The sequence below is a fragment of the Bifidobacterium apis genome, assembly GCF_036986835.1.
Taxonomy (GTDB): Bacteria; Actinomycetota; Actinomycetes; order Actinomycetales; family Bifidobacteriaceae; genus Bombiscardovia; species Bombiscardovia apis_A.
Genome location: NZ_BTXD01000003.1, coordinates 43,034 through 56,983, shown reverse-complemented (window position 1 = coordinate 56,983; position 13,950 = coordinate 43,034). Strand labels below are relative to the sequence as shown.

Here is a 13,950-nt window from a genome sequence, read left to right as displayed (position 1 = left end):
TATCGCTTCCACACAGATAATTGCCGGCAATTCCACTCGTTTGTAGGGGAAAGGGTCAGAGAAAGAAATGCCCTGAGCTATGGCTTGTCGCCTAATATTGTCATAGAATTATATATTCTATCATACGAGGGAGTGTCGCTTGTGAACATTGAACCGAATCGAGTTGTGCACCCTTCGAATTGTTGAAAAATATCAAGAGCTTGATTCTGCCGATCTGATTCATGCATAGAAATCAGCCATTGTCTTAGCACCAAGACTGGATGGGTCTGGCTCATGGATAGCCATTGGCCTTGACTTCACGGGCAGGCCCTTAGAAATGGTGGCCGTTTAAGAACTGATAGGAGATGATCATGGACCGAAAAGAGGTCAATAATTATTTCAATGTAAACGACCAGATGCTCGACTGCATGGCGGCCGAATACGAGAAGGGGAGCTGGCATGGTGGGGTAGGGCCGATTAAGGCCGGACGTCCTCACATATCAGATGAAGGTCTGACAACGATCTCGGTGAGGCTTCCGCAATCGCTTCTCCGGACCATAGATCTCAAGGCTAAGTCGAAGAAGGAAAATCGTTCCCAGTTCCTTCGGGACACCTTAAGCCGCGCTCTCCAGGACTAAAACTCAACAGCATACCAAGACTGGTCGTCTGCAAGAATCTGACGCAAGCATTCAAATCTTGAATCAGCAAAGCCCTCTGCACACAGTATTTGAGCATGGGAGCCATTGCTTTAACAATGTCTAAATGTATGTCTTCCAACGTGTAACCGCATAAATTCTAATGGTTCTCCCTGCCAGTCTGTGCCTGCGGCAAGTTTGAAATGATAACGAAAGAGAGTGATTGATCCTACCTATAGAAGCGAACTGCCGGTGCCGGTGGTTTGAGAGAACGTTGTAGCCACCATATCAGCGAGCGCTTCATCACTGGAGAATGAAACACGGTTGCGGCCACAACAGCTCAGTTATATGAAACCGCACGGTTTACGTGCTTGTCCGATACCTGCTATGCATGGCGAGAGAGCTTTTCTGCATCCAAGCGTTTCTGGCTTGGAAAGCGAGATATCAGAAGGAGATACCGTGTTCAAGCTATAGAAAGTTAAAGATAAAGCAATGCTTGTAATCACGCGGTAAATCCCCACTATGCCGTTTTATCAACGTTACCACTTAATGAAATAGCGTGCGTTGCTGAAATAGACAATGCTTCAGATTCACCCGTAACGCGTACTCACCCTGTGCCGGTCAGGGTAGTGTACAGACTACATTCGCTAACCAGCGAAACACCCTAAAATTTAATCAGCATTAGCGGATGTAGGGGAATACTGGTGAAAAAGGGTAATTATGAAAGTGGTTGCAATAATAATAAATGTAGTGAACATATTAGGCTTGATTGTCATAGCTGCCATACAAATTCGGGCTGGCTATTACAGCGACGAACTCCCTAGCCTTTTCACTCAATTTGATTCGACGCAATCAGATCTTGCGCGAATTTGTGCCTTGCTATTTTTAGTTCTTTTCGAATTATTGCTTTTAATGCTGATTTACTTTGGAGAACAAGCAAAACAAAAGTCGCCCAATCAATAAGTGAATTTTCGCTATATCTTTCTTTAATCCAAATATCAATATCAGGCAAGTCATGTTATCGATCATTAAAAACAGAAGCTTTACTTTTCCATAGACCTATCTCTATTAGAGCCCCTCATCATGGTACAAGGTAAAAGTCAATATGGAGGTACTAGAGTTTTCTGTACACGCATTTGTTAGTTATCTGTTTATCAAGTGTGTATAGATTCCCACTTACAATTATCTGCCAACTTGCTCAGAATTAATTCGGTTTACCTACTAAAGGTTATGCAATTGTTGACGATTTCCAGATCATAAAATCATATTGTGATTAAACAATAAACGAATTGGTACAACTTCAAGTGCACTAATACTTAACTAACCGTTTACCATTACAATAAATTAGTATATTTTTATTCAGTTCGCTCATAACCATTACGTATCTGTTTCGTTTTAGTACTCGTTATCTTGTGCAGCTGTGAGAACCCGCAGATTAAACTTCTTAACAATTCTGATTTCAAAGTCTTCTATACCGAATTACGTTTCTTGTTGGTAAGATGTAATCGTGTCTATTTGGACAAGTCTGGCATTTTAGTATTATAGAACTTAAAAAATAAAGAAATTAGGCAAGGTAAGATGAGACAACAAATAATAAGAGAGAAGTATGTAGAACAGCAACGGTGGACATTTGCAGTTGGGCAAGGTCTATTACATTATGAAGAGATACGAGTAATACCTTATGGATGTCGTCCAATAACGATTGTGTACGATGCGGGATCTTTTAGTAAACGTAAAAACAAAAATGACACAGCTTATCAAAGTATTGAAGAAGTTAATAGTAGACTTGCACGTTGTAACAGAACAATAGATTATCTTGTCTTATCTCACTTTCATGCCGACCACTACAATCTTATGGGTAGACTACTCAAAAATAATAAAGTTCGACACTTTGTCGCACCACTGTTAACCCCTAAGGACAATTCTGTAGAGATTGCAGCTTTAGCTTATAAATGGTTTTCAGACAAACGCTACTCAAACGGAAATGAAGATGGGATAAGGCTAATTGCAGCACTTGCTGAGAGAGGGACAGGCGGATTTTGCGATGAATTATTTAGAGAATATGAAAAACCTGATCAGTTTATTTATATTACAAATGAATCTGGAAGAAATGATAACGATGAACCAATCATTGACGTTATTCCCGGCGAATCAGATGGCAATGACAGGTCTCAGAATGAGGACAGTACGAAAAATGGCAACGGTAATAGTAACACCAGAATAATTAGTCATAGTCGACCAATACTGATTGCAGACAAAAATAGATATTATCCGTTTTGGAAAATGGCATTTTACTGTAACACTCCAGGTATTAACCCACCTAAATATTGGGATGCAGCCAAAAAAGAGCTAAATAATCAACTTAAAGTTGTTCTTAACAAATGTTCAGGCAATTCAGATGAAATTGAAAAACAATTTAAGGAAATATTTTCAAAAAAAACTTATCTACCCTATAAGGATGAAGATAGTAGCGATACAGAAAAAAAGAGAGTCAAATTTAAAGACGTTTTCGGCTATGCTAACGTTAATATGACCAGCCTAACGATGTACTCTGGTTATGATTTACAGGATACTAATCTAGAAATTAGAACTTTTTTGTATCCACATCCATACAGGTACTGGTCAATCCCTAGATTCGAATTAGAGCATGAAGTAGCAAATTTATTAGTTCACACAGCGAGAGAGACCTCTAACAAGAAAAGGCAATCACTTACTGAGTCTTTTACAAGTGAGTCTATCAGAGAAGATATATTAGCACATCTTTATCCTGTCTCTAATCTGTCCTATAAACCACTGCACTCTGAACGACATAAGGGTAATTTGTACTGGGATTATGTATATCGCAGATCAAATACGATATCGCAGTCATATAAACAACCGTTCCTTGAACGAAATTTCTTCTGGTCTTGGATAGGCTTTGGCGATATGAACTTCGAAGATGCTGCAATAGCAGACAATTTGATTAAACATTTCGAAAAACAAGGCAGTCTACTGGGAAAAGTTGGATGTTGTTTAGCACCTCATCATGGATCACACAATGGCTTTGCTACTGCCAAAATACCCTCTCGATTGGAGGGAGCCGTTTGCTTAATTTCTTGTGATCCAAACAGGGTAGATTTTGGTCATCCGCGTATTGAGGCAGTCTCATCTATCCTCAAAGGAGGAATGCTCCCTATCTTAGTATCCAATCAAAAACAAACGACTTTCCATGAAGTCCTTCGTTGGCCTTTCACGACCTCTCGTAACCAGGCTAAACTAACTCGATGACTATTATGGCGAGCTTGGCAGAAACTGAAGGCTAGTATGCATAATACTGATCTCCTATGACCGGGCCCTGATTGACGCCAGCTGCCCTAGGTCGTTGGTCTTCCGCACACGGCACACGCAGGCCGGCAATATGCTGACGCTGACTCAGTTCAAAGGCAGTCTGGCGCAGATCGGGGAGCAGGAGAAGACCGAGGGCCGTCATGCCCGGGAGGAATTGAATGGCAACCGCCGGGAATTGGACAGGCTCAATCGGTTCAAGGCTGCCCGTTTCCAGAAATTTCAGCATGCAGATGCTCTGAGACAGCAGGGAGGACAGTCGACCCACACGACCATGATGCCCGGAATACTCAGAAATTAGCAAGGTCCGGGGCCTCGGGAACAGCAGCAGCCCACAGCTATCATCAGGCTGACGCGAGCATCGCCGCGACCAGCGGATGGAACGCCGACCTACAGACCGCCGCAAAACGCTATGACGGAAGCATGAGCCTGCAGGTTGAAGCCGGCCACAAACGTGAACTAGTCCGGGTTGATGGCAGTGACCTACGTAACTGAATGGGAAGGCATGGCATCGAGGGCTTCCGTCTGTATCTGCGCCAGAATGCAGCCGCAGAAAACCAGCATGGACCAGTCATAGAAACCATCAGCATCGGGCCGAAAGACCACATCGGCATCGGTGATCCGAATGGACGGGGCAAATCCACCTTGCTCAAGCTGCTGGCCGCCGGTCTGCCCACGGATCTACCCCGCCTGATCCTGCTTCAAATCATTGGCCCGACACGCATACACAAAGCCCTGGAGGACGCAACCGCGCTGCCGGGGATTCAGCGAAAGAAATTGATGACTGTTTATGCCCAGCTCAACTCCGACCCAGAAGATCTTCTGGCCTGTCACAAACTCTCTGCGGGCGAGGCTCGCAAACTATTGCTGTGCCTGGGATTCTTGAAGCATCCCCTGATGCTGATCCTGGATGAACCGACCAATCATCTAGACCTTCACTCTCAAGCTGCTCTGGCCAATGTGCTGGCATCCTACCAAGGAGCTCTAGTAATCGTCTCCCATGATGAAGACCTCTTGGACACTGTAAGTTCAATCCGCTCGGAGGCCGAATGATTCCAGGACATCTGGTTGCCCGATATTGGTGTGCTGGGCAGGGGACGCGAGTTAGTGAAATACCGGTTGCCATGTATCTTTCAGATAAAATGCCTCCCTAATCCGCCACAACACAGTACAACTAAAAGAGCAAAGAAATGAGAAGTATCAGTGATAAGTCAAATATGTGCCCGATGCGGAGAATACAGATAATAAATAATTCCAAGGCCTAAGACCTTGGAATCATTGCTATATGGTCGGGCCGGCGGGATTTGAACCCGCGACCCCTTGACCCCCAGTCAAGTGCGCTACCAAACTGCGCTACGGCCCGACGGTGCATCAGCACCGAGTAGAGATAGTAGCACAGCGTCACCGGGCCGACAACGGTCCGGCGAGTCCCGGCAGACCAGTCCGGACAGACCGGGCACATGATCGACTTGCTATCATTATTCTGAACGGTCGGCGCAACCCGCGTCGGCCGCAAGTCGTCCCAGCCCGGAAGGGGTTCCATGAGCACAGACGTTTTCGACCTTTCGGCCGCGAAGATGCGCGACAAGGGCATGAGCGAAGTCTCCATCAACCAGTTCAAGCACCTTTACGAAACCTGGGAACGGGGAGATGCCAAGGCCTGCGTGCGTGAGAAGGACGTCACCCCGCTCAAGGACGTGCCCCGCACCAAGGACATCCACGACACCATGGACATGGACATGGCCCTGGACGCATTCTCCCGCACCGCCTTCATCAAACTCAACGGAGGGCTGGGCACCTCCATGGGCCTGGAAAAGGCCAAGTCCCTGCTGCCCATCCGTCGCCACAAGGCCCGTCGGATGCGCTTTCTGGACATCATCATGGGCCAGGTACTGACTGCCCGCAAGCGCCTGGGGGTGCCGCTGCCGCTTATCTTCATGAACTCCTTCCGAACCTCGCGTGACACCATGCGCGTAGTCAAGCAGGATCGCCGTTTCGTCCAGAACGATGTGCCCATGGAGATCATTCAGCATATCGAGCCCAAAATCGACTCCGACACCGGCCGTCCGGTCGACTTCCCAGCCAAGCCCGATTTGGAATGGTGCCCTCCCGGCCACGGCGACATCTTCTCGACCATCTGGGAGACCGGTCTGCTGGACACGCTCAAGAAACAGGGAATCGACTACCTGTTCATCTCCAACTCCGACAATCTGGGCGCCCGGCCTTCAAGGACCCTGGCCGGCTATTTCGCCCAATCCGGAGCGCCCTTCATGATCGAGGTGGCCAAGCGGACCGAGGCTGATCGCAAGGGCGGCCACATCGTCATCGACAAGGCCAGCGGACGCCTCATCCTGCGGGAGATGTCCCAGGTGGACCCGCATGACCGCAGCTCGGCCATGTCCATCCGCAAGCACCCCTACTTCAACACCAACAGCATCTGGGTCAGGGTCGATGCCCTGCGCGACAAGCTGACTGAATACGACGGCGTGCTGCCTCTGCCCATCATCGAGAACCGGAAGACCGTCGACCCCACCGATCCTTCCACCCGCCCCGTGGTGCAGCTGGAGACCGCCATGGGCTCTGCCGCCACGCTCTTCGAGGGGGCCATCTGCGTGCAGGTGGACCGTATGCGCTTCCTGCCGGTCAAGACCACCGACGACCTGTTCATCATGCGCTCCGACCGCTTCCACCTGACCGACTCCTATGAAATGGAGGACGGCAACTACGATTTCCCCAACGTCCAGCTGGATGAACGCTACTACAAGTACATCGCCGACTTCGACGAGCGCTTCCCCTACGGGGTTCCCAGCCTGGCGGCTGCCAACTCGGTCACCATCGAGGGGGACTGGACCTTCGGCAGGGATGTGACCCTGTATGCGGATGCCCACCTGAGCGACCAGGGACGCTCCTCATACGTGCCCAATGGTCAGTATGTGGGACCTCAGGGCATCGAACCGGACGAGTGGGTCTAAGGCCAGGCGCAACAGGGTTCAGCCTGTCAAGAAAAGGGACCGTATTTGGGTGTTTGGTTCCCACGGTCCTGAAAATCAATCTATGATAGGTAGACGTGCGTTAGGCGCACTGATACATAAATTTTAACGATACGCGAGGACTGATGGCAGAAGGCACGAACGGAAGACGGCGTTTCTCGGATAAGTGGGGCAAGCACGAACTTGATGTCCTAGCCGTCTTATCGTCCGCTTTCCCGCAATGGCTTACATCACGGCAAATAGCGCAGCGAGTCAAGGCCTATGCCGACTCCTACGGCGAGCTGGCCGACCAGGCCGCCAAGGCAGCCTTCGCCAAGCAGTTCCAACGTGACCGGGCCAAGCTGGCGGCCATGGGCATAGCCATTGAATCCCGTCAGCCCGAGTATTCCTCCAAGTCCGAGGGGCAGGATTTCGCCTCCTACCGTCTGCAGCTGGGGGACGAGCCACGCATCCGCATGCACTTCAATCAGGAGGACATGCCGGTACTGGCTGCGGCCAACTACCTTGCGCGATCCATTGCCATGTCCCAGGAGGCCTGCGAGGAGCCGACCCGACCGGTCTCGCGCACCACGCCCCGCGTGCCGCAGGTGCCCATCCCCGGACTGGGTCTGGACTCCATAGCCCCTGGGCTGGGTACTCAGCGCATTCCCGACAACTTGGTCAAGGTCATCGATTCCCGCCGCTTCGCCGCCACAGTGGACGTGGACGGGGAGAACCTGAACGTGGCCTATGCCGACTCGGACGATCTGGCCATGTTCGTCCTGGAACACCCCGATGCCTCCATCGTCAGCCCGCAGGAGGCCGCAGACGCCTTCCGTAGGCGCTTGGATGCAGCCACCCGCTTCAAGCTGGCCGACGAGTCGCAGAGCCCCGGCGCGGCAACGGTCATCTCCCCGGAGATCGCCCGGACCAGCGTCGAGCATTTCGCCAGCGACCTGAGCGACGACGACACGGACCTTCGGCACGCCCGCCGGGCCAGCGCATCCTCCTTCCAGACCGGATCCGAGGTGGACCGCCGCCTGCGGCTCATGCTCTTCCTGTCCGCACATCTGGGCGAGGAGTTCTCCCTGGCCGAGCTGGCCGATCGCTTCATCGGCCACCCGAACAGCAAGGAAGAGCTGCGCAAATACGTCAATACCATCCACAAGGACATCAACACCCTGACCACGGTTTCGGATGACGGGGAGATGGCCGGCAGCCAGTTCTTCGACATCGACTGGTCCCTGCTGGATGACAGCGGCATCGTCTCGGCCACCAACTCGCTGGGCTTGGAGCGACTGGCAGGCATTTCACCCCAGTACCTGAGCATGCTGACCGCCTCGCTCAACTACCTGGCCCATTCGCCCCTGCTGCCCGAGCAGTCCCGGACCCAGGCCGAGTCGCTCTACCAGCGCCTGCGCAAGCATGTCGGGCCGGGCGAGACACCCTGGCTCTCCCTTACCGGGTACGAGACCGAGCCCAAGAGTTTCTCGGTGGTACGCCGGGCCATCAAGACCGAGTCCCTGCTGGACATGGAGTACACGGACGCCGCCGGCCGGACCCGCCGCAAGGTGGTGGCCCCCGCCAAGATCTTCGTGGATGAGGGTGTCTACTATGTCGCCGCCTGGACCGATATCGGCGATGCAGCGGAGGGCACCGAGGCCGCGGATGCTCCCTCGGATTCCAGCCGCCACCTCAAGCAGGGCACCGGACGCAACCGGCAGTGGCAGGTTCTGCGAATCGCCAGAATCGAACATGCAACCATCGTCAAGCCCAGCCACAAGGTGGAGTTCCCGGATGTGCCTGTCAGTGAGCTGCGCAAGTGGTCCTTCGACAACGGCACGGCTGCGGTCTTCATCACCGACCGGCCGGACCTGCCCTACATCAAGTCCCTGCCGGGTGCCTCTGTGGAGCCCTGCGGGTCCGGGCAGAAGGTTCACCTGACCGTTTCCTCGGACTCCTGGTTCGTGGCCTTCTGCATCGCCCACGCCAAGCACATCACCGCAGTGGCGCCCAAGACCCTGCGCACCATGATCCTGGCCCGTGCCCAGCGCGAGATCACCATCAGCGACGCTCACGACAAGGAGCAGGACCGGCACTAGTCCCGGTCGGAGAGGAGTGCCATGCCTGGATGGATCTGGATCCTTCTGGTGATCTTCATGCTGGCCATGCTGATCGGCGGAGCCGTCTACGCCATCCGCCACGCCATGGCAGCCAGCCGCTCCATAGGGCGGGTCTCGGACGATCTGAACCGTCACATGCCGCAGCCCCCGGCAGCAGGGCAGTCCCAGGCAACGGATAGGACCAAAGGTCCGGCCTTCGCCCTGCCCCTGTCGCAGTCAACCGAGCGATACAGCCAGGCCCATGCCCTGGTGCTGGAGCGCAAGGAGCAGCGCAGGAGGAACCACGGCCGCATCTGGCGGCGGTGGAAGTAGTTCAATAGGTAGTTCTTGGAGGAACATGTCAGGTCATCGTCACCACGGACAGGATTCATCAGCATCCGAACCGGGGCCGGCGGAACGCTACGCCCGCTTCAGTCGTCACCGCAAACGCATGACCGGAGCGCCAGCACGCTTTCAGTCCAAGCTGCCCTTCCCCCTGGATGACTTCCAGCTGGAGGCCATCACCGCCCTGGAGGATGGCGACAATGTCCTGGTGGCCGCTCCGACCGGCGCCGGCAAGACCATCGTGGCCGATTTCGCCGTATTCCTGGCCCAGGAGCAGAACGTCAAGACCTTCTACACCACCCCCATCAAGGCGCTGAGCAACCAGAAATACCATGACCTGGTCGACCGCTACGGTGAGGACCGGGTGGGGCTGCTGACCGGTGACACCTCCATCAACTCCGAGGCGGACATCGTGGTCATGACCACCGAGGTCCTGCGCAACATGCTCTATGAACGGTCCTCCACCCTGACGGCCCTGAAGTACGTGATCCTGGACGAGGTCCACTATCTGGCCGACCGCTTCCGGGGGCCGGTCTGGGAGGAGGTCATCATTCATCTTCCGGCCTCCACCCGCATTGTGGGGTTGTCTGCCACCGTGTCCAACGTGGAGGAATTCTCCGACTGGATATCCTCGGTGCGTGGACGCACCCATCTGGTGGTCTCCGAGCGCAGGCCGGTGCCGCTGGAGCAGCATGTCCTGGTCCAGGCCGACAGACACACCGAGCCCGAGATCCTGGACCTGTATCGGCATGATGGATCTGGAAAGCAGACACCAAAAATCAACCCGCGTCTGGTCTCCCGGCTGGCCCAGTTGGACAAGGCCGGACAGGAGCGCATCCAGGCCCGCGACAAGGGGCATCATCATCGCCATGGCCGAGGCGGCAGACCGGAGCGGCGGATGGGGGAGCGGTACCGTCCAAGCCGGGCCGACGTGGTCGATGAGCTGGACTTCATGGACATGCTGCCCGGCATCTACTTCATCTTCTCCCGCACCGGCTGCGACCAGGCCGTCCAGCAGTGCATTCGGGCGGGGTTGCAGCTGACCACCGACGAGGAAGCCCGCCGCATACGACACATCGTGGACTCCATGGCAGCAGGACAGCTCAGCAAGGAGGATCTCAAAGCGTTGGGATTCTCCCAGTTCCGCTTCGCTCTGGAGCAGGGCTTCGCCGCCCATCACGCCGGCGTAGTCACCCTCTTCCGTCAGATAGTCGAACATTTGTTCGAGTTAGGGCTGCTCAAGGTGGTCTTCGCCACCGAAACCCTGGCCCTGGGCATCAACATGCCCGCCCGCTGCGTCGTGGTCGAGAAGCTGGAGAAGTTCGACGGCACCGGGCATGTGACCCTGACGCCCGGCGAGTTCACCCAGCTGACCGGTCGGGCCGGCCGGCGCGGCATCGACGACATCGGCCATGTGGTGGTGGTCGACCACCGGGATTTCAGCCCCAGGACCATGGCGGCCCTGTCCAGCAGGAGGGTCTACCCGCTGCACTCCAGCTTCCGGCCTACCTTCAACATGGCCGTCAACCTGCTCAATTCCTCCAGCTACACGCGTGCCCGGGACACCCTGGACCATTCCTTTGCCCAGTGGGAGGCCAATCGATCGGCCTCGGAGCTGGAGGAACGCATCGAAACCCTGACCAGCGGCCTGGAGGACTACCGGAAGGCCGCCCAGTGCAGCCGTGGCGATCTGATCGAGTTCATGCGCATCCGTTCAGCCCTCTCCTCGGCCCAGAAGAATGATCGCCGCCGCCTGAAGCGGCAACGATTCACCAGCGAGAAGGCCCGCGACCGGTCATTCCGTGACCTTGACCGGCACATCGACCAGCTGCGCGAGCAGGAGCGCAACCATCCCTGCCGCCAGTGCCCGGACCTGCCCAAGCACCTGCGCTGGGGGAACCGATGGATTCGCATGGACAAGGAGCTGCAGCGCACCCGGGAGCAGTACGAATCCAAAACAGGGTCGGTCTCACGCCAGTTCGACAGGATCTGCCAGATTCTGGCCGACCTGCGCTACACCCGCCCCGTGGATCCTGACGACTGCCGACTGACCCGGAAGGGCCAACTGCTCAGGCGCATTTACAGCGAGCAGGATCTGAGCCTTGCCGAGATTCTGGATCGGGGCATCCTCAATGATCTGGAACCCCCCGAGCTGGCGGCCGCAGTCTCCGGACTGGTCTATGAATCCCGCCGTGGGGTAGGGGAGCAGCCGGGGGAGAGGGCCGGATATCGGGCTTCCGGGCTGGTTGAGGCCATGGAGGATATGAAGCGTCAGTGGTCCCAGGTGCAGGAACGCTGCGATCAGGCCGGATTGGAACTGCCCCCGGAACTTGACTTTGGCCTGGGGCCGACCATCTACGACTGGGCCTGTGGCGACTCGCTGACCACCATCCTGCGCGACAGCGACCTGACGGCGGGGGACTTCGTGCGCAACGCCAAACGCCTGTCCGATGTGCTCACCCAGATCGTCCAGGTGGAACCCTACCTGGGCAGGGGAGGGCATCACCTGGCCAGGACTGCCAGCATCGCCGCCGACCAGGTCAATCGCGGCATTGTGGCTTACACCGGCGTGGAGTGAACACGGGCCCAATCAGGGAATAAGTTCCAGGTCAACACTGTTCTGTAGCTTGGAGGCAGTGACGGACACGAGTATGGAGGAATCATGGCAGAGCGCAGTCTTCGCGGCATGAGCATTGGGGCGAAGTCCCTGGAATCCGATCAGAATGTGGACTTCGCGGCACGCAGCGAGGTCGCCTACATCTGCCCCAAGGGCCATCGGACCATTCTGCCGCTGGCTGAGGGTGCAGAAGTGCCGCAGGAGTGGGAGTGCCGCTGCGGGCAGATCGCTCACCTTGAGGGACACGACGAGCAGGAGTCCGGCAAGACCGGCAAGCCGACCAGGACCCACTGGGACATGCTGCTGGAGCGTCGGTCCGAGGACGAGCTCAAGGCCGTTTTGGACAAGCGCCTGAAAATGCATCGCGAAGGATGGTTCCCTGACTATGAGTAAATCACCGCGCCGTCTGGTTCTCTTGGATCTGGACGGCACCCTGACCGCCTCGCATCCGGGCATTATCGCTTCCGTGGTACAAACCTTTAAAGATCTCGGTTATACCGTGCCCGATGAAAGCGAGCTTCGCAGATTCATCGGACCGGCCGTGAAAGTATCGTTGCGCCGCAACGGCGTCAGGGAGGAAGACCTCGACAGGGGCGTACAGATATACCGGCGCTATTACAGCGAGATAGCAACATTCGAGGATCCGGAACATCCAGGACAACACATCCCTGGACGCCTGCTCGCCACAGTCTTCGACGGCATCCCCGAACAGCTGAATCGTATGCGCGAGCATGGTCTGACATTGGCTGTGGCCACCTGCAAGCCTGAGTATCAGGCCCTACCGGTCTGTGACCACTTCGGACTGACGCCACTGGTAGATGGCGTCTTTGGCGCCAGCAAGGATTCCACGCGGATTACCAAAGCCCAGGTCATCACCTACGCACTAGAGCAGATTGGCTTCAATGTAAAGCTCGGCGACCGAGCCCTTATGGTCGGCGATCGCTGGACTGATGCTGATGGTGCGCAGGAAACCGGTCTGGACTGCCTGGGATGCGGCTGGGGTTATGCCGAGCCCGGAGAACTTGAGTCTCACGGCTGCTATCGAGTCATCAACCAAGTCAACCAATTGTGCCAGGCTGCCGAGGAATACTTCGGCAAAGACCAGACTCAGCACTGAGTCGACCAGAACTGTATCCTGCCTTTTAGGACCACCTAGGGCCACCCGAGATTACCTGGGTGGCCCTTTGCCATCTGTGAGTGAAGCTAGTGAAACGTCACCAAGTCTGACCACAAGAAATCGACCATGAATCACTGAAAAATGAGAAAATCGTAATCTTGACCTAATAAGCCGATAATGTACGTTATGTCAAATTACTTATCGTTTTTCTCCCCCATTTACGCCGCCACATGCCGTTCGCTCAATGCTGTCCTCGTCGATTCATGCAGCCCGCTGACGCTGCTCATGCTGGTGCTCCAGACGCTGGCGCAGGCGCATGGCCGTCAGCTCGTCAATGGGCCGCTCGGGCAGTCCTGGGGTCAGCTGTCCGGTAGTCAAATCCACGTGATCGCAGGTCTGCAATTCCAGATCCATCCGATGCCAGATAGCGCCCACAGAGACAGCAAAAACGGCGCGCCCGGACTGCATCAACGCGAAGACCTGATCCGGGCCTGAGCATTCGGTGACCTGATCACCGTCGCAAACCACGGTCACATGCTCAAGCTGACCCACAGTTCGACGCTCAAGGTAAGCCACAGTGCTCGTAGCGTTGACCAGGTTGACACCGGCATCCAGAAGGCGCTTGAGAACAGCCAGAATAACCACATCTTTGAAGGAATAAAGTCTACGGGAGCCTGAGCCATGCGAGGCCTTGATCGAGGGCTCTACAATCCGCTTCCGAGCCCAATAATCCAGCTGTCGATAGGTGATGCCTGCCACCTTGGCCGCGACCGTGCCCCGGTAGCCTCGAGTTGTGCCCTCGGCCTGCTCAGCCGAAAAGAGTTCACCTTGGACCAGCGCCGGCATCTCATCGGCCATGTCA

General features: G+C 55.0%; 10 protein-coding genes and 1 tRNA gene. 9 read left to right on the top strand and 2 right to left on the bottom strand.

Going from position 1 to position 13,950, the window contains the following annotated elements:
• The first annotated feature begins 350 nt into the window (after positions 1-350).
• From AACP62_RS07200 to AACP62_RS07190, 3 genes are all read left to right on the top strand, one after another.
• Positions 351-617, top strand: a complete 267-nt coding sequence (locus AACP62_RS07200; protein ID WP_339347401.1) for a ribbon-helix-helix domain-containing protein — start codon at positions 351-353, stop codon at positions 615-617.
• Between the two features lie 1,575 nt (positions 618-2,192).
• Positions 2,193-3,881: an MBL fold metallo-hydrolase gene (locus AACP62_RS07195; protein ID WP_339347399.1), complete on the top strand. Its 1,689-nt coding sequence runs from the start codon at positions 2,193-2,195 to the stop codon at positions 3,879-3,881.
• A 552-nt stretch (positions 3,882-4,433) separates the two neighbouring features.
• Complete coding sequence (locus AACP62_RS07190) at positions 4,434-4,991, top strand: ATP-binding cassette domain-containing protein (RefSeq protein ID WP_339347397.1); 558 nt, start codon at positions 4,434-4,436, stop codon at positions 4,989-4,991.
• 233 nt (positions 4,992-5,224) lie between these two features.
• On the opposite strand, the gene AACP62_RS07185 is transcribed toward AACP62_RS07190, so the two are convergent.
• Positions 5,225-5,301 (bottom strand) — tRNA-Pro (locus AACP62_RS07185).
• 178 nt (positions 5,302-5,479) lie between these two features.
• Here AACP62_RS07185 and AACP62_RS07180 point away from each other — a divergent pair.
• The 6 genes from AACP62_RS07180 to AACP62_RS07155 all read left to right on the top strand — a co-directional run bounded on the left by AACP62_RS07180 (position 5,480) and on the right by AACP62_RS07155 (position 13,088).
• On the top strand, positions 5,480-6,910 hold the full coding sequence (locus AACP62_RS07180) for a UTP--glucose-1-phosphate uridylyltransferase (protein ID WP_339347395.1): 1,431 nt from the start codon (positions 5,480-5,482) through the stop codon (positions 6,908-6,910).
• A gap of 143 nt (positions 6,911-7,053) precedes the next feature.
• Positions 7,054-9,009, top strand: a complete 1,956-nt coding sequence (locus AACP62_RS07175) for a helix-turn-helix transcriptional regulator (RefSeq protein ID WP_339347393.1) — start codon at positions 7,054-7,056, stop codon at positions 9,007-9,009.
• A 21-nt stretch (positions 9,010-9,030) separates the two neighbouring features.
• Positions 9,031-9,342 carry a hypothetical protein gene (locus tag AACP62_RS07170; RefSeq protein WP_339347391.1) on the top strand — a complete coding sequence of 104 codons (312 nt, stop codon included), beginning with the start codon at positions 9,031-9,033 and terminating at the stop codon, positions 9,340-9,342.
• Between the two features lie 25 nt (positions 9,343-9,367).
• Entirely contained in the window at positions 9,368-11,932 is a 2,565-nt protein-coding gene (locus AACP62_RS07165) for a DEAD/DEAH box helicase (RefSeq protein ID WP_339347389.1), read from the top strand.
• A gap of 84 nt (positions 11,933-12,016) precedes the next feature.
• A complete protein-coding gene (locus AACP62_RS07160; protein WP_045935333.1) occupies positions 12,017-12,364 on the top strand; it encodes an RNA polymerase-binding protein RbpA in 348 nt (115 codons plus the stop codon).
• Positions 12,357-13,088, top strand: a complete 732-nt coding sequence (locus tag AACP62_RS07155) for an HAD hydrolase-like protein (RefSeq protein ID WP_339347386.1) — start codon at positions 12,357-12,359, stop codon at positions 13,086-13,088. Before AACP62_RS07160 ends, AACP62_RS07155 begins: the two co-directional genes overlap by 8 nt.
• A 261-nt stretch (positions 13,089-13,349) precedes the next feature.
• On the opposite strand, the gene AACP62_RS07150 is transcribed toward AACP62_RS07155, so the two are convergent.
• Positions 13,350-13,946, bottom strand: coding sequence for a MerR family transcriptional regulator (locus tag AACP62_RS07150; protein WP_029678885.1), 597 nt, complete (start codon positions 13,944-13,946; stop codon positions 13,350-13,352).
• Positions 13,947-13,950: the final 4 nt, after the last annotated feature.

Excerpts from the sequence above, each read along its gene's own strand:
- AACP62_RS07200 (WP_339347401.1), top strand. The coding sequence starts at position 351 with ATGGACCGAAAAGAGGTCAATAATTATTTCAATGTAAACGACCAGATG.
- AACP62_RS07195 (WP_339347399.1), top strand. The coding sequence starts at position 2,193 with ATGAGACAACAAATAATAAGAGAGAAGTATGTAGAACAGCAACGGTGG.
- AACP62_RS07190 (WP_339347397.1), top strand. The coding sequence starts at position 4,434 with ATGGGAAGGCATGGCATCGAGGGCTTCCGTCTGTATCTGCGCCAGAAT.
- AACP62_RS07180 (WP_339347395.1), top strand. The coding sequence starts at position 5,480 with ATGAGCACAGACGTTTTCGACCTTTCGGCCGCGAAGATGCGCGACAAG.
- AACP62_RS07175 (WP_339347393.1), top strand. The coding sequence starts at position 7,054 with ATGGCAGAAGGCACGAACGGAAGACGGCGTTTCTCGGATAAGTGGGGC.
- AACP62_RS07170 (WP_339347391.1), top strand. The coding sequence starts at position 9,031 with ATGCCTGGATGGATCTGGATCCTTCTGGTGATCTTCATGCTGGCCATG.
- AACP62_RS07165 (WP_339347389.1), top strand. The coding sequence starts at position 9,368 with ATGTCAGGTCATCGTCACCACGGACAGGATTCATCAGCATCCGAACCG.
- AACP62_RS07160 (WP_045935333.1), top strand. The coding sequence starts at position 12,017 with ATGGCAGAGCGCAGTCTTCGCGGCATGAGCATTGGGGCGAAGTCCCTG.
- AACP62_RS07155 (WP_339347386.1), top strand. The coding sequence starts at position 12,357 with ATGAGTAAATCACCGCGCCGTCTGGTTCTCTTGGATCTGGACGGCACC.
- AACP62_RS07150 (WP_029678885.1), bottom strand. The coding sequence starts at position 13,946 with ATGGCCGATGAGATGCCGGCGCTGGTCCAAGGTGAACTCTTTTCGGCT.